A 23,571-nucleotide genomic window follows, 5' to 3' on the forward strand; every position below is an offset into this window, starting at 1 on the left:
CAACCACATTGCATCGCTGTCGACCGGTCGACAGTTGACACCACTCACTCGTGTTGTTTCAACAAGTGCTCGTCATAGCTCCTGAGAAGCCCAGTCGTCGCCGACAAACGCTCTGTGGCTCACACTACAGGAGAGAGGATATCGCTACCTGCCCTTCTCGTGGTAGGCTGGTCCTTCTTTGGTGGTCGAACCATACTTTGCTATGAGGACTCGGATGGACCATTCGTCGGTATAGTACTTGTACGCCCAATTGTACTTGATGTATGTCGTCTCGAACACCCCACCATCTTCCGTAACGAACGTTATATTGACAGTGTCGGGGATGTACGTGTGGTCCCTCTTCGGAAAGTGGTCATCATTGTTATTGTAGTCCTCTACAATGGCGTAGTACTTCCAGAGCGGATTTAGCCGGTCATTTCGGGTCTTAGTGAAGTTTGTGGTATCACGCATTTCAACCGTCAGGTGGTATGAGTCATTTGCAGGGAAGGCCTCCATCTCGGCAGAGCGATTTTCTTCATCTTCATCATATAGATATTGCATATTCTCATCGAATTCCTCAAACTTCTGTGCCTTACTGAGGTCGCCTCGAGTAATAGATTCGGTTTCTGTTTCAGGTCTCTCGGTAGCTACTGGCGTACTTTTCGCCTCCGTAGGTACAGGTGTTGGAGTCTCGGTATCCTCTGGTGTAGCGGCCGGGGTCTGCGTCGGCGTATATCTTTCATCCACTGGTCCACCTCTATCTACGAACGCAGAGCAACCGGCTAAGGTAATCAAAAGGGCCAGAGCGGCTGAGATAGCGATATTTTTAGTATTGGTCATCGTTCCTGAACCTCATTGTGGAGATCTGAATCGTTTGTTTCTCTTTCAACAGACGAGAGTGTCGAAACTCCAGTCGAGATCGGCGTCGGTTCTGCAGTCGAGCCATCTACTGGCCCACCTCCATACACTCCTTCTGATGACGTGGCGGACACGATCAGATCGCTGAGGAGGCTACCATTGTACTGGGTACGGGACATACATGGGTGTTCATTTGCATACTCACTGGCGCTCATCCACATGATGATTGGAGCGAGAACCGGTATTAGGGAAGGACCTGTAGCCGTCACTAACAGACAGGCGGCTCCCTTTCCAGTCTTGCACTTTCGGTTCATTCTGTTTGTAATTCACTTGCTATCTATTATAAAATCTAATTTCATAAAATAAGTACGAAAGAAGACTACCAGAAACTCCAACCGCCATCGCCATTATCGTCAGTGCTGTCATCATTGCTGCCGCCATCATCGTCATCGCCACCAAACCAACTTTCGCCGTCATCGTTACTACTGTCATCGCTATCCCCACCGAACAGGTCGCCAAGGATCCCTCCATCACCGTCGTCACTACCACCATCATCATCGTCACCGCTGTCATCATCATCGTTTCTGCTTTCGCTATCATCGTCGTCCTCACCACTACTGCTGGCATCGTCGTCATCGTAAGACCAATCATACCCATCATCGTCGTCGTTGCCGTCAGTCTCTCCGCCTAAGTTGTTCGGCACGCTAGAGCCCGGACGGGTGTTCCCATCGCTGGGTCTCCTTCCACTTCGGTCGTTATCACTTTCATAATCGGCGCTAGCCCCTGATTGAATCTCTTGTTCTCTCTTTGCGTCCTCCGTTTGCTCGTCAATAGTCTCTTTACTGAACGTGCCTCCGTAACCATCCTCAGAGTACTTGTTCATATTGTCCTCCGCGATGATCTTGGTAAGTTCGCTATCCACGTACAACCACAGACCATCCCGGCCGTCAGTATCGACGATGGTATCGCCGATGGTCATGGCGGCACTCGTACAGCCCTTGTTTTCACCATCGACGTAGTAGCTCCCACTGCCGCCCGGACAACTTTCGACACCGCCGCTGCCACCGTTGCCAGACGAGCGGGCGACTTGGATCGTCCGATTAGCGACGCCACGCCGTCCGGCGGCATCGTAAGCGATCGCACGGACGGAGACAGAGCCGGAGTCGTTGAACGTGTGCGTAATGGTTGAGGTGGCGTTCTCACCGGTGAGTCGCGTCTGGTTTTGTGCGGTGCCGTTGACGGCCCAGGCGAGCGTTCGGAGGTCAGCATCGCCGGCAGTCACGTTGGCAGTCAGATTCCGCCGGAGACCAATGGGTACCGCGGCCGGGGCTGAAACTGAGACTGACGGCCCACCGGCGGCCACCACGTCGACATGAAGCGTGTCCGAACGCGACACACCGTCGTCATCAGTGACGGTGACAGTGACGTTGTATTGGCCGGTGTCGGCCGGTGAAAACGTCGTCTGGACGCAGGTTGGGCAGTCGGGCGTGTGTGTGGTGCCGTCCGGCGTTTCGATGGACCACTCGATATTTTTGATTGTGCCGTCGGGGTCACGCGAGCCGTTAGCGTCCAGTTGGACCGTCGTTGCTCGCTCAGCGGACTGGTCCAGCCCGGCATCAGCGAGCGGTGGCTGGTTCCCGGTCGCCACCGCTGTCCCACCGAGGAGTGCCGAGAGGGCGAGGACCGACACCACGAGTGTCGCCGTCCGCTGCATTAGCGTAGCGTAGCATCTGTATCGGTTATAAAATTTCACAAACTAGGTTGAAATTAACATAGCGGCGTCGCGAAACAGGTAGCTTCCCGCCACGAATGGTCGAGCCAACGGGCAGGGTTTAAGTACACCACGGTGGGAAGTTCTGGCAATGGGTCTCAAATGTTCCGTCCTCGGGCACAAGTACGGTGAGACCACCGTCGAGCGCGAGCGCGAAGAGCAGGGTAGCGAAGTCGTCATCACCATCCAGGAACGGGAGACCTGTGAGCGGTGTGGAAATACGCGCATTGTCTCGGAGAACAAGGAGGTAACGGCTATCGAGACGCCGTCGGATATCGCCAGCGACCTCGTCGAAGACGAGTCCAAATCCGAAACGGCGGAACCCGAGTCACCGCCGGAAGACCAACCGGCTGATAGCGCGGCTGAACCCACAGGCGAGGGAACGGAGCGCTCGGACGGCTGGGACAGCGTCGACGACCCGGTCAAAGCACCAGGAGAAGCGGGAGTCGGCGACGACAAGGACGACGGCGAAGCGGTCGATCCGTCGGCTGACGACGCTGAGATTATCGACGACGGCGACAGCGAGGGAAGCGGTGACGTGGAGTTGGACGAGCCGACGACAACGGTCGATGTCCCGGACGCCGAGAGCGAGGAGCCGGTAACCGAAGACGAGACTGATCCGGAGAAAGACGACGGGCTCATTCTCGGTGAGGAAGACGAATCAGAGTCGACCGGCGACGACCGCCAGCCTGGAGAGTGGCCTGATGAGCCGGGAGACGACGGAGACGGCTGGTCGCCGGAAACGATGCCGGTCGACACTGGAGCGGACGACGATTCAAGTGTTGAGTCGACCAGCGACAGTGCCGTGACGGTTCCGGAGGGCGAGTTCGCCTGTCCGGAGTGTGGATTCACCACTGAGGTGGAGTCGACATCGTTGCGCGCCGGGGACTTCTGTCCGGAGTGTCACAAGGGGTCACTTATCACCCGTGGCGAGGAGTGAACGCAAAGGGTAAGACAGCCCCTCGCAAAAACTCGCCCATGCGAGAGTACAAGATGCGACGGGGCGAGCATCTCGAAGACCGCGTCCCTGACATGGAAGCGTTCGTCGAGGAGTATTTCGGCGAAGTAACGGATACAGAAGAGTACGAAGATACCGACTTGCTGGTCGTCGACGACCCCGACAACCCCGTGTTTGACCGGGTTGTCGCGGGCCGCGTCGAGTACGGCTCAAAGAAAGACAAAATCGCGCTCCACATCGACGAGCGACCGGCTGAGGATGTCATCGCCGAAGGCAACGTCGATGCGGCCGAGGACGCTGTCGCCATCAAGAACGATTTCCTCGAGGAGGCAACCGACCGCGACGCAAAGGCACGACGTGACTCGCTGAAGCGCTCGGTTGAGGACGACGCCGACGCCCCGGACAACGTCTAACGACGGCTGTCGACCGCGCGCAGTCCGTGAGTGTCGGCAGACCGATACTGCGCTATCGCATTCAGCACGGCTCGCGTAGCCGTTCGGAAATTCTTCGATACCGTACATCGCCAGTATCACTCAGCGTCAGACGGGCGTCACATCTAAATACGCTTGTGTCATACATTCGCATACGCCTCACCCGGAGGCGCGCACAAGTATCCGGGGCACGAGATACCCCTCGTGTTGCCACGGCAGCGGATTCCGGGGCAACCTGTCATAGTTTGTCCGCCCGCCGGAGCGGACCCAATCCGGCATTCGCGGCCAGGTCAGTTAGCGAGTCGGCATTTCTGTTTTATCGGCGTGAGATTGGTGGCAGGGTTTGTTAATGACTGGAAATAGGTGACGGACAGAACGGCGCTATTCGGCGAGTCCGTAGCCGCGCCTGAACAGCACGTAGTCGATTGACAGCACAACCACGGTCGTCCCGGTCAGAACGGCCAGCGACGTGTTCGGGTCGATTTCGGTGACGCCGATCATGCCGTAGCGCACGCCATTCACCATGTACACCATCGGGTTGAGCAGCGAGACGTTCCGCCAGAATGCCGGAAGAACTTCGAGCGAGTAGAACACCGCGCCGAAGAACACCAGTGGCCGGAGGATGAACTGATTCATCACCGTCAGGTAGTCGAAGTCACTCGCCCAGAGGCCGCCGATGACGCCGAGTCCGCCGAACAGCGTGGTAATCACCAGCAGGAACGAGACAAGATACACGGGGTTAGCGACCGGAACCGGAGTGAATATCAGTCCCACGCCGACGATCAGCAGCGACGTGACGACCCCCCGGAGCGCGCTGGCCGAGACGTAGGCCGCCACCATACTTCGGTTCGACATCGGCGATGTAAGCACAGCCTGAATGTAGTCGTTCCAGCGTCCGTGGAAGATAGTGAAGGAGGCGTTCTCGAAGCTGTCTGAGATAGCTCCGAGCACAACCAGTCCAGGCAGGACGAACTGGAGGTAGCTCACGCCAGCGATTTCACCGATTCGGCTCCCCAGAATCACGCCGAACACGGAGAAGTACAGCGCGTTCGTGATGATCGGCGGGAGGAACGTATTGTACGGCCGGCGCACGAACCGAAGGATTTCCCGGCGGACCAGCGTCAGAAACTGCGTCGTGTTCTGGTTCATGCGGACACCTCCGCGTACTCGCGGTCGTCGCGGGTCATGTCGACGAACACCTCTTCGAGGGACGCGCGGCGGATGTCCAGCGATGTGACAGTGTGGCCCTGCGCTTCGAGGTCACGCATGATCGCCGGGGCGGTCTGGCTCCCGCCCATTGCGGTGACGGCCAGCCCCTCGTCAGTCAGTTCGATGTCGGTGATCCCGTCAACGTCGAGCCTCGGGGCTGTCCGTGGCATCTCAGCGAGTTCGAGAACGATAGTGTCCGTCCCGCGGGCCATCAGGTCGTCGGGGGTCGCCACTTCGACTTTCTGCCCGTCATCCATGATTGCGACCCGGTCACAGAGACGTTCGGCCTCCTCGATATAATGGGTCGTCAGCAAAATCGTCGTCCCAGCGTCATTCATCCGGTTGATAATATCCCAGAGATCGTGACGAAGCTGGACATCGACCCCGGCCGTCGGCTCGTCGAGGATGAGCAGGTCCGGGTCAGAGACGAGCGCACGCGCGAGGACGAAGCGGCGTTTCATGCCGCCAGAGAGCCAGTCGAAGCGCGTGTCTCGCTTGTCCCAGATCCCGACCGTCTTCAGCGCGTCTTCGGCGCGCTCGCGGGCCTCGGCCCGACCGATGCCGTGGTAGCCAGCCTTGTGTTCGAGCACCTCGATGATAGGGAAGAAACGGTCGACGTTGAACTCCTGTGGCGCGACGCCGATACGGTCACGAGCCTCTCGGTAGTCGTCTTCAACGTCGAATCCGAACACCTCAGCGGTCCCGCGGTCCTTGTGGACGAGGCCGACCAGCGTGTTGATGAATGTCGTCTTGCCGGCTCCGTTTGGCCCGAGCAATCCGAAGAACTCACCCTGTTCGACTGTCAGTTCCAAGTCGTCAAGCGCTTGCACATCGCCGTAGCGCTTCTGTAACCCACTGGCGCGTATCGCCGGTTCAGTCATTGCCGCCCTTAGCGTGGCGACACCGAAAAACGCATTGAAGCCCCCGAAAACCGGCAGTTAGAGTGATACAGGCTGACAAGATCGATCGAACAGCAATGTCGCATCGACCGGACTATACACTCCTATCGGCCGAGTCGTTCCCGAGAGATGCCGACGCCAGCCGGCGTGATGATGAGCTGGTCGTCATCCTTCTGGACGATGTCGCCGCCGACCTCGTTGGCGACCTGCTTGAGTTCGTCGCTGATGTGTTCCATCGTGCGGTCCTGCGTGGAGTGGCGCGTGATGTCCGCGACGACCACGTCGCCGTCGTAGACGGCGTCTTTGATGTCGATGACGTCCTGCTTGTCGCTGATGCGGGCGATCCGGACCTGCCGTTCGAGTTCCGTCCCGGTCATCTCGAATTCGTTCGCGTTCAGTTCGACGTAATCCTCGGTGTTCCGAGAGGATCCAGACTCTCCGAGGATCTTGCTCATCAGTCCCATGTCACTCACGGCGTGCGCTACCCGTTTCAACTTTTCGTCCATCGAACGTATCGCTACAGCACACCCTGATCTGCCGTGGTGGCGATTGAGGGCGGGGCGCGCTGCACAAAACGTTATGCGGGTGATCAGACAACTATCGACACGGATGCGCCTGCCCTCCATCGGGATGACTCCCAGTGCCGTCGCAGCCGGCGGCGGCATCCTCTATGCCATCGGTGTACTGTCGTGGTTGTTTGCAAACGGCGTCCACTTCGCGTCACAGGACACAGCGGCCCTTGCGTTCGGTGCCAGTTATGCTGGGGATGTTCCTCACGGGTGCCGTCCCGCTGTATCTCTGTAGCCGGTTCTCGCTTGGTACGCCGGTGTTCGTGACGCTCTGGCTACTCGGAAAGACGGTGTCTGAGTGGCTGTACGGGACGCATCTCCACCCGCTGTCGTCGTATCTCACTGTCTGGCCACTACTGCTCGGGGTAGCTGTGGGCGCTGGCGTGGCCGAAGCGGTTGTTAGAATCAGCATAGACCGTACCCTCGACCGGTTCGGGCTCGGGCCACTGGTGTGACTGGAATGCGATACCAGTAAACTGCACTACACCGAGAACTCGAACAGGTCGTCGCCGACGTGGTGGAGCGATTTGACGACCTTCCCGCTGTCACCGACCATGTCGTCGCCGTCGGTCTGTGCGCGGCCGACAGCGAGGAACTTCCCATGGGACTCCTCGTTGATGACGATCAGGTCGTCCTGACTGATGTCGTCGTCGGCCTCGGTGATACCCGGGCGCATGATGTCAGCGCCGTCCGAGACAAAGGAGACAGCCCCGGCGTCGACGGTGACGATGTGTTTCTCCGGCGGGTACTGATTGGCACCCTGAACGGTCAGGAACGGTTCGCCGTTCAGATAGAGGACGAGCGGGTCGCCGTCGACGAGGACGACGTCCCAGTCGCTGTCGTCGAACTCGACTTTCTCGAAGCTGTCCGCGTCGAGTTCGACACCGAGGTTCTCCGACAGTGCCGTCGTGATGGTGTCGACCTCATCCGAACGGAGGTGGTGTCGCGACTTGACTTCCATGCTCGCGTCTCGTCGGCGACAGAGGGTAAGCGTAACGAAGCGTGTGGGCGATGTGACGGACGCAGGTTTTTGTCCGCGCGGCCTAAGGTCAGAGTATGCGAGTCGTCACGCTCCTGCCCTCAGCGACGGAAATCGTCTACGCGCTTGGCGTCGAGCCAGTCGGTGTTTCACACGAGTGCGACCATCCGCCAGCGGCCCGCGAGAAGCCGTCAGTCAATCGCTCGCGAGTCGACCCGACGGCATCGAGTGGCGAGATCAACGAGCAGGTCGCGGCTGCCGAAGAGAGTGCCGGCGTCTACGCCATCGACCATGGGACACTCGCAGAACTGGACCCTGACCTCATTGTCACCCAGGGCGTCTGTGACGTGTGTGCCGTCGACCACGTGGTGGTCGCCGAAGCCGTCGAGGAACTGGGGCTGGACGCCGACGTCCTGACACTCGATGTCCACAGTCTCGACGACCTGTTCGACTCCATCCACCGGGTCGGCGCGGCGGTCGAGCGCGACGAGCGCGCCGCCGAACTCGTTGCGGACCTCCGGGACCGCGTCGCAGCCGTGGAGACAACAGCGGCACGAGCAGAGACGGTCCCCCGCGTGGCGGTGCTCGACTGGCTCGACCCGGTGATGGCTGCCGGGCACTGGGTCCCGGAAATGGTCGAGATGGCTGGCGGTGCCTACGGGATGGAGGAGGACGGTGCGCACTCCCGACCGCGCGAGTGGACGGAAGTCCGCGAGTACGATCCCGAGGTGCTGGTGGCCGCACCCTGTGGCTTCGACGTGGCACAGACCCGCGAGAACCTCGCCGACCTGACCAGACGGCCCGGCTTCGAGGATCTGACTGCAGTTCGGGACGGCCGGGCCTACGTGGTGGATGGCCACCACTACGTCAACCGGTCAGGGCCGCGGCTGGTCGATACGCTCGAGTTCCTGGCGGCGCTCGTCCATCCGGACTTGTTCGAGACGCCACCGCGGGACGCCGTCGTCGAACTCGGGACGGTCCGGGCCTAAGCGGCGGCCGCGACCAGGCCGACATAGGTGTTGCCGAGGACGACAACCGCGCCGAGGGCGACGACAGACAGGAGCCAAGCCCGCCACAGCGGGACCTGCTCAACCACGTCGCGACACTCCAGCAGGACGACGCCAACGTAGAGGACCACGGCCATCTTCAGGGCAATCACGAGCAACGGTTCGTGGATAAGGAGGGTCCGTATCCAGGGGTTTGCTTCCAGCCCTGGCCCGGCAAACTGCGCGGCGAACAGCGTCGACAGCGCGTCGCCAAAGCCCCAGACGAGCACCAGCGAGAACACCAGTTCGATGTAGCTAGGCTTTTCGAGGCGAACTAAGAAGGGACGAAATGCGTGGTCAGGGCGGGCCATCTAAATCGATACCACTACTGTCGACTATTAGCGCATAAAGCTCGGTTCCGCAGTATCAGCCGTGAGAATTAGGCCGGAAGACGGAGCGGGTCCACTCAGTCCTCAGCGAGCGAACAGCGACCCTCGTAGCTGGCGTCGGCGACGCTCGCGATGGCGGGGTCGTCGCCACAGACCGGGCAGTTCGGCCTCGGCGCGATAGGGACCTCCTCGAAAGACATCTCGGCGGCATCGTAGGCGACGAGCCGCCCCTCCAGCGTCTCGCCGTAGTCCATCGCGAGCTTGACGACTTCGGTCGCTTGCATACATCCGATAGTGCCCGGGAGCACGCCAAGAACGCCCGCAGTCGCACAATCGGGGACGGTCCCCTCCGGCGGTGCTTCGGGGAACAGACAGCGGTAGCACGGGCTGCCGCCGGAAAACGTCGTCACCTGGCCCTCGAACTGGAAGATAGCCCCGTGAGAGAACGGCGTACCTGAAAGCGTGCAGGCGTCGTTGACAAGAAAGCGCGTGGCGAAGTTGTCGGAGGCGTCGACGACAATGTCGTAGTCGGCCACCAGGTCGGTCGCGTTCTCCCGTGCCAGCCGCAATTCGTGGCGGTCAACGGTCACGTCGGGGTTGAGTCCGGTGACGAACTCAGCGGCACTGTCGACCTTTGGCCGACCAATGTCATCGTCCCTGTGGATGACCTGGCGCTGGAGATTCGACCGCTCGACCACGTCATCGTCGACGATTCCGAGCCGACCGATGCCCGCAGCCGCGAGATACTGGAGGACTGGTGCGCCGAGACCGCCGGCCCCAACGACCAGCACGTCGGTGTCGAGCAGTGCGGCCTGGCCCTCCGGCCCGACGTCGTTCATGATGATGTGCCGGGAGTAGCGATCAAGCTGTTCTGGGTCCAGATCCGGTCGCATAGTGGCCGTATGCCACCCGGAGAAATAAACGACTGGTTCGTCTCGGGCGTTTCGAGCTGTAGGGCCGAGGTGTCCAGCCGGCTCAGTTGTTGCGCTGGAGGTCCGCAACGAGGTCGTCTATCGCCTGATTGATGTCGGTGAGAAGGTCCGTTTGCTCATCGGATTCTTCGGCGATGTCAGCCGTACTGTCGGCGATGTCCTCGGCTGCATCTGTGGACTGGTCGATCATGCTCGCCACTTCCTCTGTCGAAGCAGCCTGCTGGTCTGTGGCTGTAGCGACCTCCTCGATACCGTTGTTGACTTCGCGGACGGTATCGTCGATCTCTCCAAGGATTTGGGTCGACTCCTCGACGGTGTCAATACCCTCGTCGATTTCGTCGTTACTCTCTTCAAGGCTCTCGACGGCGTTCTCAGTATCGTCCTGGATGCCATCGATCATCTGCTCGATGGTCGTCGCCTGCTCCTGTGACTCCTCGGCGAGGCTCTTGACTTCGTTTGCCACAACGGCGAACCCTTCGCCTGCCTCGCCGGCGCGAGCAGCCTCGATGGACGCGTTTAGCGCCAGCATGTTGGTCTGGTCAGCGATGTCGTTAATCACTTCGACGATCTCGTCAATCTCCTGTACGCTCTGCTGTATCGTCTTGACGTCCTCGGCGACGCTGTCGGCTGCCTGCTGGATGTTCTCCATCGCCTCGTGGACATCGTCAGCGTTCCCCTGCCCGCGCTCGGCGAGTTCCTTCGCTTCGCGGGAGGCCGCGGAAACCTCTTCGGACGACGAAGCGATCTGCTCAACTGACGCAGAGAGGTTCGATACCTCGTTTGCGATGTCTGTCAGGCTCTCGTACTGCTCGGCAGCCTGTTCTCGGATGTCGGCAGTTTCCTCGGCGATACCGACCGACGACCCCTCCAGATCAGCCAGCATCGTCTGTATTTCGCTTGCAGCGGTGTGGCTGTAACCGGCCTCCGTGTCAATGTCCTCCGCGATATCGTCCTGAATATCCTCGTCGATATTGTCGTCGATCCCCGACTCTGTTTTTGCCCTTACATTTTCGGACGGTCTCTCAGCCATAGTGGTCGTCACAATGGGCGGGGAATATAAAACGAGTTGCCCAATAGTATCAGAGTCGATATCTGGAACGGGGTTCGCCGGCCGTCGTGTCAGCAGTCGTACAGCGTGCGGTACTTCTCCTCGGCGTAGTTGAGGAAGTGCTCGGCAGTGAAGGATTCACCGGTCGCTTCTTCCACGAGGTCGTCGGTCCGGTAGCGAGCGCCGTGTCGGTGGATGCTCTCGGTGAGCCAATCGTGGATAGGGTCGAACTCGCCGGCACGGACGTGGTCGTCGAAGCCGTCAATGTCCTGCTGAGCGTGATGGTCCAGTTGCGCGGCCAGCACCGACCCGAGCGTGTAGGTCGGGAAGTAGCCGAAGGACCCGTTGGTCCAGTGGATGTCCTGCAGACAGCCCTTGGCGTCGGTGTCGGGACGGATGCCAAGATACTCCTCCATTTTGTCGTTCCAGACCGCCGGCACGTCTGCCACGTCGAGGTCCCCGCGGATGAGGTCCCGCTCAATTTCGAAGCGGACGATGATGTGCATGTGGTAGGTCAGTTCGTCTGCTTCGACCCGAATGAGGTTGTCGTCGTACACCTCGTTGGACGCCTCGTAGAACTGCTGGGCGGTGGCGTCGGTCCCGAGGTGGTCGTTGGCCGTCTCAGTGAAAAAGTCCCAGAACGGCTTCGAGCGGCCGACGTGGTTCTCCCAGAAGCGAGATTGTGACTCGTGGACGGAGAGGTCGCGGTTGTCGCCCAGCGGCGTGCCATAGGCCTCCTGTGGCAGACCGAGCGTGTATGTGGCATGGCCGAACTCGTGGATTGTCGAGCCCAGCGCGTCCAGCGGGTCCTCGGGGGTAAAGCGGGTGGTGACGCGGGCGTCGAACTGCGTCCCCATGGAGAACGGATGGGGGGCGGTGTCGAGACGACCACGGTCCCAGTCGTAGCCCAGCGTGTCAAGTGCTGTCTCGACGAGGCCGTGCTGGGTGTCGTCGTCGTAGGTCCCCTCGAACGGGTCCGCAAGCGTCACGTCGCTGTCGGCGATGTCGTCGATGAGCGGGACAAGTGCGTCCCGGAGGTCCGTCAGCACGTCCTCGGCGGTGTCGATACCGAGGTACGGTTCGTACTCCTCGAACAGCACCTCGTAGGGGTCGCGGTCGGGGTCGATAGCGGCGGCGTACTCCCGGCGGAGTTCGACCAGTTCTTCGAGCGTGTCAGCGAAGGCATCGAAGTCGTCCTCAGCCTTGGCCTCTTTCCAGACCGGCAGGGCGTTCGAGGACGCCTCGGAGATGCGTTCGACCAGATCGGCGGGAACCTTGGTGGCTCGCTCGTGGTCCCGCCGGACCTCTCGAACGACGGCCTCCTGTTCGGAGTCGAGGTCGGCGTCGTCGAGTTCGTCTAGCCAGTCAGCCAAGTCGTCGTCGGTCAGCAGCTCGTGATGGAGCGTGGAGATGGCGGAGGTCTGCTTCGCCCGGGCCGGCGTGCCGGCGTCGGGCATCATCACCTGCTGGTCCCAGTTGAGGACGCCGCCGGCGTCCCCGACGTAATAGAGGCGGCGGACGTGATCCAGAAACTGCTCGTACGTGGACTCGCTGTCCTCGCTCGCTGTTGCCATACGGCCGGGTTAGGCCGGCGACGGTAAAGACCCGATGCCGCCGGTAAGGGGTGCACCGGTTAGCCCTGCCAGGCTATACCGTGCTTGCTCAGAAGCTCTCCCCGAGCGTCTGCGGGTCGATTTCAAAGCCGTCAGTGAAGATACCTTTCGGGATTTTGCCGTGAATGCCTTTGTTGATATCGACTATCTGCGAGACGTTGAAATTCCCGGCAAGGCTCAGTAGTCGATACGCCTCCGTCGGCGTCATATCCTTCTGGTGGACGAGCACCGATATCGCTTCTCTGAGGGCCTGCTCCATCGCGTTGTCGAGGTCGTCGTTAATTCCCATAACGTAAACGTCCTCGTCGGTCTCAGCGACGGGCCAGTCCATCTGCTGGGCGTTCTTGTGCAGCGTGAACCGGAACGTCGGCGTTAATGACGTCTCCAGGGCGGTGAGGTCTACCTCGCCGTTGCCCTGAAGCGCGTGTCCGTCGCCGGTGAAAAACAGCGCGCCTGGGGCGAACACAGGGAAGTAGAGCGTCGTCCCGATGCCAGTACCTTGAATATCGATATTGCCGCCGAACGGGCCCGGCGGGACCGAGTTCACCCGCCCCGTAGTCGCTGTCGGACCGACGGCCATGATTCCTTGGAACGGCTCCAGCGGGATTTCGGTCGTGTCACTGAGTTCGGCCACGCCCCGGTCAAGGTCGAATTCAATTACCTCGCTGTCGTTCCACGTAAACTCCGATGGGAGGCCACCCTTCCGCTGTCGCATCGTGTTCGCGCCGTAGGGAACACGGAAGTCAATGTCAAGCACTTCGACCTCCAGCACGTCGCCTGGTTCGGCGTCCTCAATGTACACCGGCCCGGTGACAACGTGCGGCCCAGCTCCATCGTGTGGGACCTCCTCGTAGACGCTGACCTGATCCTCTAGGATGTCCGATTCCGGAATCCCCGCATTCGTGAAGAACTCCTCCGGCCCCGGCTGGTCCTCTAAGATGCCCTCGTGGGATATCGTCTCGATTTGGACGACCGAGCCAGACTCGACACGTTCTATTGGCTCTTTCGTCGGGTCGATCGCGCCCCAGACCACGTTTTCCGTCGTCGATTCAACGACTGTATCAACTTCGTAGTCGCTGTCGCCCTCCTGCGTGTCTGTCTCGTCGTCGGCCTGTGCGGCCGCGATGTCGACGTTGTCTCCGAGAACCTGTGAGCCGGTCCCCGCTCCGAGGAGACCCAGCGCGCCTGCCGCTTTCATGAGTCGTCTTCGTTTCATCGCTCCACGTCGCGGGAAGTGTCTGTCATGTAAAAGGACAGACGAAATGACAATTATTTCGTCAATCAAACATCAATATACCAGATTACGAATGATAGTCGACTGTTCGTCGTATTTTCTCCCGTTTGACAAAACAAACACAGACAACCGCGCTCGCTTCAAGACGGAGTCCACCCAGCGGTAGCTCAGCGGGACGGCCACGACTCGGCGACGCACTCGTAGATGTCCCGGCACCGCTTGACGACAGTCAGCGACACGCTCTCGTCGGCGGTGTGTGCCTCACCGGGTTCGGCCGCGCCGACAACGACGCAGTCCGTTCCGGCCTGGGCGAGCCAGCCGGCGTCGGTCGCGTGCGGTTTGACGACGTGTTCGGGTGTAGCGTCCTGAGCCGCGGTAGCGGCGTCGAGCACCCTCTCCGCGAAGCCGGCGTCGCCACAGGCCATCGGCGGGAGGTCCTGGTCGACGCGCCAGGACACGCCGTCGATGGCTTCGACCCTGTCCAACGGGGCGCGCTCGCCGGGGACTGTCCGCTCGTCGACGGTGACCACACAGCGTTCGGGGATGACGTTCCAGGCCGAGCCGCCGTCAATTTCCGTGACGGCGACGCTCCCGCTCATCTCGTGGCCCAGCACGGTCGTCGACGGAAAGTCGAGGTCCCGGACCACGTCGACGGCGTCGGTGGCGCGGTAGATGGCGTTCGCGCCCGCGGCGGGTTCGCTGGCGTGGGCCGCCGCGCCGTCGCCAACAATAGTCGACCCGCGCCGGCCCTTGTGCGCGACGGCCACATCCGTCGTTCCGGGTGCGGAGTAGCCGGTCGACCCCTCGCCGACGACGGCGTAGTCGGGCGCGAAACCGTCCTCGATAGCGGCCTGACAGCCGACGCCACCCTGTTCCTCGCCGACGAAGGAGGCGAAGACCAGTTCGCCGGCGGGGTCGGCGTCCCGGAAGGCCAGCATCGCCGCGGCGACACACCCTTTCATATCCGCCGCGCCGCGGCCGTAGAGGCGGCCGTCGCGTTCCTCGACGACGTACTCGCCGTCGGCACCGACCTGCGACTCGTCCGGTGGGACCACATCGTGGTGGCCGACGAGTGCCAGCGACGTGTCGCCCTGGCCCTTGCGAGCGATAACGTTCCCGTGGTCGTCACGGGTGACTCGTGCGTCGGTGTGGTCCCGGAGCCACGCTGTGATGTACTCCCCAGCAGCCGCTTCGTCATCGTGACTGGGGATCGAAACGAGGTCACGAGTCAGCGATGTGAGCGTGTCCATATCCGTGGGTCGGGAGCCGGCAGAACAAAAATCCGCGGCAGGCGACACTCGCGTTGGCTGACTGGTCAACGCCGACTCGGTCCGAAAGGTGGGCGTCAGTCTCCCAGTAACTCTGTATCAGGCCTGAAACGGATTCGAGGGGCGCGGTTTTCACTGAGACCTCTGGTGTCCGTATCGAACCGAACACCTGTCTGTCCAGAGCGGCAATACTCGGTAATGCTGGGCTACGCTGCGATGAACCGGACGCTCCGAGAGCGTGACCCGCCTCGCCGGTGCAATCGCGACATGCAGAAGAAGACCTGGGAATCCGAGGGTATCGAGTACGCGGCCACGCTAACTGCGAAGAACTTCGAGGACCTGCGCGAGATTCTGCTGTGGAACCGCGACCACGGGATCAACTTCTATCGCTGTAGCTCCAAACTCGTCCCGTGGAACTCACAGTTCGACATTACTGCCCTGCCGAACTACGAGCGGGTCCAGTCACTGGCAGCGGAGTGTGGTGCGCTCGTACAGGACAACGATATGCGCCTGACCTTTCACCCGAGCCACTGGTGTAAGCTGGCGAGCGAGTCCGAGGATACCGTCGCTCGTTCCGTCGAGTCAGTCGAACACCACGGCCGCTGGCTGGACTTGATGGGACTCCCGCGGTCGCCACGGTACGCGATTAACGTACATATTGGCGCTCATTACGGTGACAAGGCGGCGACAGCCGACCGGTTCTGCGATGTCGTCAGCGACCTTGCGCCGCGGGCTCGCGACCGGCTGACTGTCGAAAACGACGACGCCGAGTCGCTGTGGAGCGTCCAAGAACTCGTCACGGACGTCGCCAGTCAAGTCGATATTCCAGTGACGTTCGACTACCACCATCACAGCTTCACTGACCGCGGGCTCACCTATCGTGCGGGGTTCGAGTTAGCCCGGGAAACGTGGGACGGCGTCCGGCCAATCACACATTACTCGGAGCCGGCGTGCCTCCGGCCAGACAGCGATGCGAGCCCACAGGCACACGCTGACCACGTCGGTGCTGTCCCGACATGGCTCACCGAACAATCGGACGTGATGATTGAATCCCACGGCAAAGAACGGTCGTTGTTTCGCCTGCGAGCGGCCGACACCGACCGTGCGCCAAGCCCGGAGTGAGCAGCACGCTATTCAGTGTCGAACGTCAATCCGGAGCGGGAGACTCCACACCCTTATCAACGGCAGTCTCCAACGTTCGCGTATGGAAATTGTACCGGACACGAGCGTGGTCATCGACGGCCGCGTGTCCGACCAAGTGAAGGCCGACGCCGACCCCGACACGGATGTCGACGGCATGGGCTTTGCCGGCGCGACGGTCATCATTCCCGAAGCCGTCGTCGGCGAACTCGAAGCACAGGCGAACGACGGCCGCGAGACGGGCTGGGAGGGGCTCGAAGAGCTCCAGACGCTCGTCGACCTGGCTGAGGAAGGAACCATCGACGTGGAGTACGTCGGCCGGCGGCCCGACGCAATCGAAAAGCGCGAGGCCGGCGAAGGCCAGATTGACGCGCTCATCCGGGACATTGCCGGTGACCGCGACGCGACGCTCGTGACCAGCGACGACGTACAGGCCGAAGTCGCCCGCGCGAAGGGCCTCGCAGTGGAGTTCGTCGACCCAGTCAAGCGAACAGTCGACCGCCTGCAAATAGAGAACTTCTTCGATGAGGGGACGATGAGTGTCCACCTCAAGGTCGGCGTCGAACCCTACGCGAAGAAGGGCTCTATCGGCGACATGCAGTACACACCGATCCGCGACGACCTCGCGACAGAGAGCGAACTCCGGGAGTACGCTGCCGACATCGAGGAGAGCGCACGCGCCTCACCGGACGGCTTCCTCGAACTCGACGAGCCCGGCATGACAATCACCCAGTTCCGGGACTACCGCATCGCCATCGCACGACCGCCCTTCTCGGATGCACTCGAAATCACGGCCGTCCGGCCCATCGTCAAGACCGAACTGGATGACTACGAGTACGCCGACGAACTGCGGGACCGCTTCACCGAACACCAGCGCGGTGTCCTCATCTCCGGGTCACCCGGGGCCGGGAAGTCCACCTTCGCCCAAGCGGTCGGCGAGTTCCTCGTCGACGCCGATTACGCGGTCAAGACGATGGAGAAACCGCGGGACCTTCAGGTCGGCCCGAACATCACGCAGTACACCGAACTCGGCGGCTCGATGGAGAAGACCGCCGACTCGCTGCTGATGGTCCGGCCTGACTACACCATCTACGACGAGGTACGCAAGACCGACGACTTCGAGGTGTTCGCGGACATGCGACTGGCCGGCGTCGGCATGGTCGGCGTCGTCCACGCGACCCGCGCCATCGACGCGCTCCAGCGCCTCATCGGCCGCGTCGAACTCGGGCTCATCCCCCAGATCGTCGACACCGTCGTCTACATCGAAGCTGGGGAAGTCGACACGGTCTACGACGTGACGACCGAAGTCAAGGTCCCACAGGGGCTGATGGAAGAGGACCTCGCGCGACCGGTCATCATGGTTCAGGACTTCGAGACCGGTCGGCCGGAGTTCGAGATCTACACCTTCAACAACCAGGTCGTCACCGTCCCGCTGAACGACGACGAGGACCAGCCGGACTCCGGCGTCGACCGCCTCGCCAAACAGGAGGTCGAACGCGAGATCCGCTCCATCGCCCGGGGCCACGTCGAAGTCGAACTCCGCGGCCCGAACACTGCTGTTGTCTGGGTCGAAGACGACGACATCTCGCAGGTCATCGGAAAGGGCGGCGGCCGCATCTCCGACGTGGAGAACCGCCTCGGCATTGACATCGACGTTCGGACCTTCGAAGAGCGACCGTCCGGGCCGTCTGGCGGTCCTCAGACCGACTCCGGCGGCAAGCAGGGCGAAATCGTCCAGCCGGAGGTCACCTCCCGACACGTCATCGTGCCGCTCGACGGTCACGCCGGCGATACGGTCGAACTGCAGGCTGACGGCGAGTATCTCTTTACCGCGACGGTCTCGCGTGGCGGCGAGATTCAGGTCTCGCGCGGGTCGGGCATCGCCGAAGAACTGGAGCGAGCTATTGACCGCGGAAGTACGATTACCGTCGTGCCGTCGTAGGGTTCAGCGAGCAGGACAGACACGCGGTTAGTGCCCGGAAAGTGGGGCTAAGCTGGCGAAAACGACAGCTAAATTCCGCTGGAACCCGACGTTCTAGTATGACCGATGCAGTCGTCGGCAGGCTACAAGACCAAGAGACGCTGGCCGCCCGAGTGGAGCGGGGCGACGCGCCAGAGTGGGTCGGGGCCCACTGGCGGACCTTCCGCGAGGGGTTGACCGGTAAGCGAAACGGCTCCCCGTTCCCCTGTTTCTTCGGCGCGGAGTCAGTTCGGGACGGCGAACCGCTTTACACGGCCGTCCCGTCGATGAGTGACCCGGACGCGCTGTTCGACCTCGGCCAGACGCTACTGAAGTACCTCGACACCTACCAAGACCACAGCGAGAGGGCCTCGCTGGTGACGTTCTTCCGGTCGCCAGAACGGCCGATGACAGAGTCCGAGTACCACGACCGGCTCTGGCACATTCTCCAGTTCCTCCACGTCCACGACCCGGAGCCGTGGCCCGAGGATATCCCAACCAACCCGGACGACCCGCACTGGGAGTTCTGTTTCGGCGGCAAGCCGATGTTTCCGACCTGCCGCGCGCCGTTCTACGACACGCGAAAGAGCCGCTACTGTCCGGTCGGACTGGAAATCACGTTCCAGCCACGGGCGCTGTTCGAGGACCTGAACGTCACGGCCGACACCGAGGCCGGTCAGCACGCTCGCGATGTCATTCAGGGTCGACTGGAGGAGTACGATGGCGTCTGTCCCCACGCCGACATAGGCGACTGGGGCGTCGATGGCGACCGGGAATGGCCCCAGTACATGCTGTCCTCGGACGAGGACGCATCGCCCAATGAGTGCCCAATGACCGTGACGCGCGAGCATCCGAAATCGAGGTGGCTCATCGAAACGCCCGCACCGGAGCCGGCCGACTGAGATGGTTGTACTGCCCGAGACACCGGTGCTCGTGCTGGTCGACTTCCAACAGGGGTTCGACGAGTCGCGGTGGGGAACACGGAACAACCCCGACGCCGAGGCGAACGCGGCGCGCTTGCTTACGGCGTGGCGAGAGCGCGGTCTGCCAGTTGCGCACGTCCGCCACAACTCGGCGGAGTCGGACTCGCCGCTTCGGCGCGGCGAACCGGGGTTCGCGTTCAAACCGGAGCTGGAGCCCGACGCGGGAGAAGCAACGTTTGAGAAGCACGTCAACGGCGCGTTCATCGACACCGGATTAGCGGACTGGCTTCGCGACAAGGCCTACGAGACGCTCGTCGTCTGTGGCCTGACGACCGATCACTGCGTCTCGACGACGACGCGGATGGCCGAGAACCGGGGGTTCAACGTTGTCGTTCCAGGCGACGCGACGGCGACGTTCGACCGAACGCTCGACGGCGAACGCTTCGAGCCGTCGCTCGTTCACCGGACTGCATTGGCGCAACTACGCGGTGAGTTCGCGATGATCGCGACGACGGACGACGTGGTCGCGTCGCTGTGACGGCAAGCTCCTGACCGCGCTGAGAAACAACGAGCGAGAAGGCGAGTCAGTCCGAAACTGCGGCGTCCGCTTCTGCCGGTTGGTCGATAATCTCGTAGAGGTTCTGTCGCGCGTCGGCGAAGTACACGTCTTCTTCGATGACACCGACTTCGTCGAGTCGTTCCAGAGCGTAGCGGACGGTCCGTGCCGAAAGCATCGACTCCTCGACGATGCCTTTCTGTGTCAGTGGGCCGTCGTACTCCAGAACCTTGTACACGAGCTTTGCGCTCGGCGGAAGGTCTGCGATGGCTTCCCCATCAGAGTCCGTCATTACCCGTAATCACAAGCGCCGGGCGCATAAAGATTGAGGAGTCAGTCTCACCGGCACATGCATTCGCGACCGCGTCACAGTGCTGAACCGCGCACCTTTTGGTTGCGGGTAGTGGAACGTGTGGTATGGCTACGGAAACGGCGGACGGAATGAGCTCCCATATGCGGGGGCTCTCTGTCACGACGCTGACAGCCGTCGCTGGCATCGCCGCCGCGTTTGGTTCCAACGCGCTAGCGGCCACGCCAAACGACCCACAAGGCGTGCTCGTCCTCGCGGTCGCTATCGCAGCACAGTTCCCGATTCTGCGGGTGATCGGCATCGACACGGACGACCTCTCGACGAAGGACGTGCTCTACGTCGGCTTCATGACGTTCGCACTGTGGTTCGTCTCGTGGGGCATCCTGCTGACGACGGGAGCGTAACGATGGCCGAGGACAGTATCGCCGTCGTCGACCTTGAGCGGTGTCAGCCCGACCGCTGTAACTACGAGTGCATGAACTACTGCCCGCCCAACCGCAGCGGGAAAGAGTGCATCGTCAAGCGGGAAGACGAGTACGAGGAAGACGAGCCCTTCGAGGGCCAGCCCGACCAGGTCCGCATCTCCGAGGAAATCTGTCTGGGCGAGTCCTGCGGGATTTGCGTGAACAAGTGTCCGTTCGACGCGATCGAGATCATCAATCTCCCACAGGAACTGACCGACGAGCCGGTCCACCGCTACGGGGAGAACGCCTTTGCGCTGTACGGGCTCCCGAGCCCCGCCGAGGGGCAGGTCACCGGGATTCTCGGCCCGAACGGCATCGGGAAGACCACCGCTGTGCGCATCCTCGCCGACGAGATGCAGCCCAATCTGGGCCGCTACGGCGAGGAACCGAACTGGGACGAAATTCTCGACGAGTACCGCGGGACCGCCCTGCAGGAGTACCTCGAACAGATGCGCGACGGCGACGTGAGCGTCGCCCGCAAGCCCCAGTACGTCGACCGAATCCCGGACCAGTTCGACGGCAAGGCAAGCGAACTACTGAACCAGACCGACGAGCGCGGCGAGCTCGACTATCTCATCGAGCGAACCGGCATCGGCCCGGTCGTCGACAACCACATCGACGACCTCTCGGGCGGGGAACTCCAGCGGGTCGCCCTTGTTGCTACGCTGGCTCGTGACGCGGACTTCTACTTCCTTGACGAGATCACGCCGTATCTAGACATCGGCCAGCGGATGACCGCCGCGCGACTCATCCGCGAACTCGCCGAAGACGAGGACCGTTCGATGCTTGTCGTCGAGCACGACCTCGCGATTCTGGATCTGCTCGCCGATAACATCAACGTCGCCTACGGGACGCCCGGCGCGTTCGGTATCATCACACCGCCCAAGTCGACGAAGAAGGGCATCAACGAGTACCTCTCGGGCTACCTCGAAAACGAGAACATGCGCGTCCGTCAGACCGAAATCGAGTTCGAGGAGCACGCGCCACGGACCGCATCCGCTGGCGACGTGGTCATCGAGTACCCCGAACTCCAGAAGAGCTACGGCGACGGCGAATTCTCGCTGTCCGTCGATGCCGGGACCATCCGTGAGAGCGAGGTGCTGGGCGTCGTCGGCCCGAACGGTATCGGGAAGTCGACGTTTGCGAAGATGCTCGCCGGCCGGTTGGAACCGAGTGCGGGCGAAATCGACACCAGTCTCGATATCGCCTACAAGCCTCAGTATATCGAGATCGACCAGCCGATGCGGGTCGACGCGTTCCTCGCGTCGATTACGGACGACTTCGGGAGTTCCTACTGGAACACCGAAATCGCACAGCCCCTCCAACTCGAATCGGTGATGGAACAGCAACTCACCGACCTTTCGGGCGGGGAGCGCCAGCGGGTCGCCATCGCGGCCTGTCTCTCGAAGGACGCCGACCTCTACCTGCTGGACGAGCCCTCGGCCCATCTGGACGTGGAACAGCGGGTCATGGCGACCTCGGCCATCCGGCGCTACGCCGAGAACCACGACGCGACGGCGATGGTCATCGACCACGACATCTACATGATCGACCTGCTGGCCGACCGCCTGCTCGTCTTCGATGGCGAGCCGGCCAAGAACGGCCACGCTGCGCCGCCACAGGGCATGCGCGAGGGCATGAACGAGTTCCTCCAGAACCTCGACATCACGTTCCGCCGCGACGAGCGGACCTCACGGCCGCGCATCAACAAGCCCGACTCGCAACTGGACCGCGAGCAGAAGAATGCCGGCGAGTACTACTACGCGCCGTAGGCACAGCGTGGTCGGGACTGGAGACAGCAGGATTGGACCGCATTATACCCTACGAGAATTACGCCGCGGGATCACTGTCACTGCCCGTCTCAGACCCCGCAACCGCATCGTCTAAGCCGTCGGCGACTTCTGCCGGATCGAACTCCTCGTCCGGGTTGAGTTCGCGGTCCGTCTGCTCGTCTGTCTGGGACTCAGTGACCGCTTCATCGCCGGTGACCGTCACGAAGATGTCTCGCAGTTCTGCAACGCGTTCGGTGGACTGACTCTTGCTCATCGCGTATGTGTACAAGTACCACAGAAGTGTAGGCGCTATACCGAATCAGTTTGGTATCCGTTCGCAAACTACAGCACGTTTCGCTGGCAAGAGCCACACAGCGAGACTTCCTTCACGTCGACCTGTCGGACAGTGGGGGAGAAGTTCATCACGCAGCGCTTGTTATCGCAGTGTTCCAGCCCGAGCGTGTGGCCGACCTCGTGGACGACTTCTTTTCGAACCCGCTGTGAGAAGATCTCACCGGCAGAGCGGTTCGAGAAGCCGCCATCGGAGGATGTCTGGAGCCGGTACGTGGAGATGACGCTGCCGGAGCCACCGAGGTATGCGAGTCCAAAAACGTAGTTTCGACGGCGGTAAAAGAGGTCTTTCGGCGTGATAGCGATATTTTTACCGCCAGAGCCGACCCGGCGAGCGAGGTCGATAAACTCCTCTGCGCGGTACTGGTCGCGGTCCCCATCGTACGCGCCGGCAGGAATGGACTGTGGCTCGTGCATCGAGACCTCACAGTCGTAGACGGAGCGAAGTCCGTCCGAGGCCTCGCGTTTGACTTGGGCTGAGACCTCGCCCACCGGCACGATGTCGACGTGCATGGGAACGCATATGCGCCCGCATCTCATAAATTGTACGACGTGACCGACACCACCGGCCCGCTCGTTGACCGACTGGCGTCCGTCGATTCCGTCGTCGAGGTCGGCATCGGAAACCACCCTGACGTAGCCGCGGCGCTAGCGGAGCGAGGCGTGGATGTGACCGCGACGGACATCGTCGAACGAGATGTCCCCGACGGGGTGCGGTTCGTCGTGGATGACATCCTCGATCCCGATCAGTCCGTGTATGTGGATTCAGACATCGTATTCGCCCGGAATCTCCCGCCAGAACTGCATCGGCCGACGCTGACCGTTGCCGACGCCGTTGGGGCCGCGTTCTGGTTCACGACGCTGGGCGGCGACCAGCCAACGGTCGACGCCGAACGCGAGCAGCTCCGTGGCGGGGAGACGCTGTACCGGGCGAAAGATAGCAAGGCGCTTGAGTGAGGACTGCCTTCGCTC

The 23,571-nt window shown here is 61.7% G+C and carries 25 protein-coding genes and 1 pseudogene; 11 read left to right on the forward strand and 15 right to left on the reverse strand.

Annotated elements, in window-relative coordinates:
- Positions 1-144: 144 nt before the first annotated feature.
- Positions 145-819, reverse strand: a complete 675-nt coding sequence (locus RBH20_RS12240) for a hypothetical protein (protein ID WP_306708947.1) — start codon at positions 817-819, stop codon at positions 145-147.
- A gap of 397 nt (positions 820-1,216) precedes the next feature.
- A complete protein-coding gene (locus tag RBH20_RS12245; protein WP_306708950.1) occupies positions 1,217-2,551 on the reverse strand; it encodes a PKD domain-containing protein in 1,335 nt (444 codons plus the stop codon).
- Between the two features lie 148 nt (positions 2,552-2,699).
- On the opposite strand from RBH20_RS12245, the gene RBH20_RS12250 reads away from it, so the two are divergent.
- Positions 2,700-3,548 (forward strand): hypothetical protein, encoded by an 849-nt coding sequence (locus RBH20_RS12250; protein WP_306708952.1) that lies wholly within the window; start codon positions 2,700-2,702, stop codon positions 3,546-3,548.
- A 38-nt stretch (positions 3,549-3,586) separates the two neighbouring features.
- Positions 3,587-3,979 carry a DUF5611 family protein gene (locus RBH20_RS12255; RefSeq protein WP_306708954.1) on the forward strand — a complete coding sequence of 131 codons (393 nt, stop codon included), beginning with the start codon at positions 3,587-3,589 and terminating at the stop codon, positions 3,977-3,979.
- A gap of 399 nt (positions 3,980-4,378) precedes the next feature.
- On the opposite strand, the gene RBH20_RS12260 is transcribed toward RBH20_RS12255, so the two are convergent.
- The 3 genes from RBH20_RS12260 to sepF all read right to left on the reverse strand — a co-directional run bounded on the left by RBH20_RS12260 (position 4,379) and on the right by sepF (position 6,569).
- The gene (locus tag RBH20_RS12260; RefSeq protein WP_306708955.1) at positions 4,379-5,146 is read right to left on the reverse strand and encodes an ABC transporter permease; all 768 of its coding nucleotides are present in this window, start codon (positions 5,144-5,146) and stop codon (positions 4,379-4,381) included.
- Positions 5,143-6,087, reverse strand: a complete 945-nt coding sequence (locus RBH20_RS12265) for an ABC transporter ATP-binding protein (RefSeq protein ID WP_306708957.1) — start codon at positions 6,085-6,087, stop codon at positions 5,143-5,145. The genes RBH20_RS12260 and RBH20_RS12265 overlap by 4 nt, the downstream gene beginning before the upstream one ends.
- A gap of 122 nt (positions 6,088-6,209) precedes the next feature.
- Positions 6,210-6,569 (reverse strand): cell division protein SepF, encoded by a 360-nt coding sequence (sepF, locus tag RBH20_RS12270; RefSeq protein WP_053967843.1) that lies wholly within the window; start codon positions 6,567-6,569, stop codon positions 6,210-6,212.
- A 145-nt stretch (positions 6,570-6,714) separates the two neighbouring features.
- Here sepF and RBH20_RS12275 point away from each other — a divergent pair.
- Positions 6,715-7,129: pseudogene (locus tag RBH20_RS12275) on the forward strand (hypothetical protein).
- A 26-nt stretch (positions 7,130-7,155) separates the two neighbouring features.
- Here the strand turns inward: RBH20_RS12275 and RBH20_RS12280 are convergent.
- Positions 7,156-7,635: an RNA-binding protein gene (locus RBH20_RS12280; protein ID WP_306708960.1), complete on the reverse strand. Its 480-nt coding sequence runs from the start codon at positions 7,633-7,635 to the stop codon at positions 7,156-7,158.
- A 95-nt stretch (positions 7,636-7,730) separates the two neighbouring features.
- Between RBH20_RS12280 and RBH20_RS12285 the strand changes: the two genes are divergently transcribed.
- The gene (locus tag RBH20_RS12285) at positions 7,731-8,642 is read left to right on the forward strand and encodes a cobalamin-binding protein (protein WP_306708962.1); all 912 of its coding nucleotides are present in this window, start codon (positions 7,731-7,733) and stop codon (positions 8,640-8,642) included.
- Here RBH20_RS12285 and RBH20_RS12290 read toward each other — a convergent pair.
- The 6 genes from RBH20_RS12290 to RBH20_RS12315 all read right to left on the reverse strand — a co-directional run bounded on the left by RBH20_RS12290 (position 8,639) and on the right by RBH20_RS12315 (position 15,105).
- On the reverse strand, positions 8,639-9,010 hold the full coding sequence (locus tag RBH20_RS12290; RefSeq protein WP_306708964.1) for a DUF5658 family protein: 372 nt from the start codon (positions 9,008-9,010) through the stop codon (positions 8,639-8,641). The two genes, RBH20_RS12285 and RBH20_RS12290, sit on opposite strands and share 4 nt — an antisense overlap.
- A 95-nt stretch (positions 9,011-9,105) precedes the next feature.
- A complete protein-coding gene (locus tag RBH20_RS12295; protein WP_306708966.1) occupies positions 9,106-9,921 on the reverse strand; it encodes a molybdopterin-synthase adenylyltransferase MoeB in 816 nt (271 codons plus the stop codon).
- Positions 9,922-10,003: 82 nt separating this feature from the next.
- Complete coding sequence (locus RBH20_RS12300) at positions 10,004-10,990, reverse strand: methyl-accepting chemotaxis protein (RefSeq protein WP_306708968.1); 987 nt, start codon at positions 10,988-10,990, stop codon at positions 10,004-10,006.
- 89 nt (positions 10,991-11,079) lie between these two features.
- Positions 11,080-12,582 carry a carboxypeptidase M32 gene (locus RBH20_RS12305; protein ID WP_306708970.1) on the reverse strand — a complete coding sequence of 501 codons (1,503 nt, stop codon included), beginning with the start codon at positions 12,580-12,582 and terminating at the stop codon, positions 11,080-11,082.
- Positions 12,583-12,670: 88 nt separating this feature from the next.
- The gene (locus RBH20_RS12310; protein WP_306708972.1) at positions 12,671-13,837 is read right to left on the reverse strand and encodes an acetamidase/formamidase family protein; all 1,167 of its coding nucleotides are present in this window, start codon (positions 13,835-13,837) and stop codon (positions 12,671-12,673) included.
- A 185-nt stretch (positions 13,838-14,022) separates the two neighbouring features.
- Positions 14,023-15,105 (reverse strand): M20 family metallopeptidase, encoded by a 1,083-nt coding sequence (locus RBH20_RS12315; protein ID WP_306708974.1) that lies wholly within the window; start codon positions 15,103-15,105, stop codon positions 14,023-14,025.
- A 216-nt stretch (positions 15,106-15,321) separates the two neighbouring features.
- Between RBH20_RS12315 and uvsE the strand changes: the two genes are divergently transcribed.
- From uvsE to RBH20_RS12335, 4 genes are all read left to right on the forward strand, one after another.
- The gene (uvsE, locus tag RBH20_RS12320) at positions 15,322-16,245 is read left to right on the forward strand and encodes a UV DNA damage repair endonuclease UvsE (RefSeq protein WP_306708976.1); all 924 of its coding nucleotides are present in this window, start codon (positions 15,322-15,324) and stop codon (positions 16,243-16,245) included.
- An 82-nt stretch (positions 16,246-16,327) separates the two neighbouring features.
- Positions 16,328-18,205 (forward strand): PINc/VapC family ATPase, encoded by a 1,878-nt coding sequence (locus tag RBH20_RS12325; protein WP_306708978.1) that lies wholly within the window; start codon positions 16,328-16,330, stop codon positions 18,203-18,205.
- 98 nt (positions 18,206-18,303) lie between these two features.
- Positions 18,304-19,125, forward strand: a complete 822-nt coding sequence (locus RBH20_RS12330; protein WP_306708980.1) for a YqcI/YcgG family protein — start codon at positions 18,304-18,306, stop codon at positions 19,123-19,125.
- A 1-nt stretch (position 19,126) separates the two neighbouring features.
- Positions 19,127-19,684, forward strand: a complete 558-nt coding sequence (locus RBH20_RS12335) for a cysteine hydrolase family protein (RefSeq protein ID WP_306708982.1) — start codon at positions 19,127-19,129, stop codon at positions 19,682-19,684.
- 46 nt (positions 19,685-19,730) lie between these two features.
- Here the strand turns inward: RBH20_RS12335 and RBH20_RS12340 are convergent, their stop codons facing one another.
- A complete protein-coding gene (locus tag RBH20_RS12340) occupies positions 19,731-19,994 on the reverse strand; it encodes a winged helix-turn-helix domain-containing protein (protein WP_004514919.1) in 264 nt (87 codons plus the stop codon).
- A gap of 161 nt (positions 19,995-20,155) precedes the next feature.
- Here RBH20_RS12340 and RBH20_RS12345 point away from each other — a divergent pair, with 161 nt between their 5' ends.
- A complete protein-coding gene (locus RBH20_RS12345; RefSeq protein WP_188853416.1) occupies positions 20,156-20,416 on the forward strand; it encodes a hypothetical protein in 261 nt (86 codons plus the stop codon).
- Positions 20,417-20,418: 2 nt separating this feature from the next.
- Positions 20,419-22,248: a ribosome biogenesis/translation initiation ATPase RLI gene (locus RBH20_RS12350; protein WP_306708985.1), complete on the forward strand. Its 1,830-nt coding sequence runs from the start codon at positions 20,419-20,421 to the stop codon at positions 22,246-22,248.
- Between the two features lie 58 nt (positions 22,249-22,306).
- Here the strand turns inward: RBH20_RS12350 and RBH20_RS12355 are convergent, their stop codons facing one another.
- Together RBH20_RS12355 and RBH20_RS12360 are read right to left on the reverse strand one after the other, a co-directional pair.
- Positions 22,307-22,522 carry a hypothetical protein gene (locus RBH20_RS12355; protein ID WP_306708987.1) on the reverse strand — a complete coding sequence of 72 codons (216 nt, stop codon included), beginning with the start codon at positions 22,520-22,522 and terminating at the stop codon, positions 22,307-22,309.
- Between the two features lie 68 nt (positions 22,523-22,590).
- Positions 22,591-23,112: an archaemetzincin family Zn-dependent metalloprotease gene (locus RBH20_RS12360; RefSeq protein ID WP_004514915.1), complete on the reverse strand. Its 522-nt coding sequence runs from the start codon at positions 23,110-23,112 to the stop codon at positions 22,591-22,593.
- 30 nt (positions 23,113-23,142) lie between these two features.
- On the opposite strand from RBH20_RS12360, the gene RBH20_RS12365 reads away from it, so the two are divergent.
- Complete coding sequence (locus RBH20_RS12365; RefSeq protein WP_306708995.1) at positions 23,143-23,556, forward strand: UPF0146 family protein; 414 nt, start codon at positions 23,143-23,145, stop codon at positions 23,554-23,556.
- The last annotated feature ends 15 nt before the right edge of the window (positions 23,557-23,571 follow it).

This window comes from Haloarcula sp. H-GB4 (assembly GCF_030848575.1).
GTDB lineage: Archaea > Halobacteriota > Halobacteria > Halobacteriales > Haloarculaceae > Haloarcula.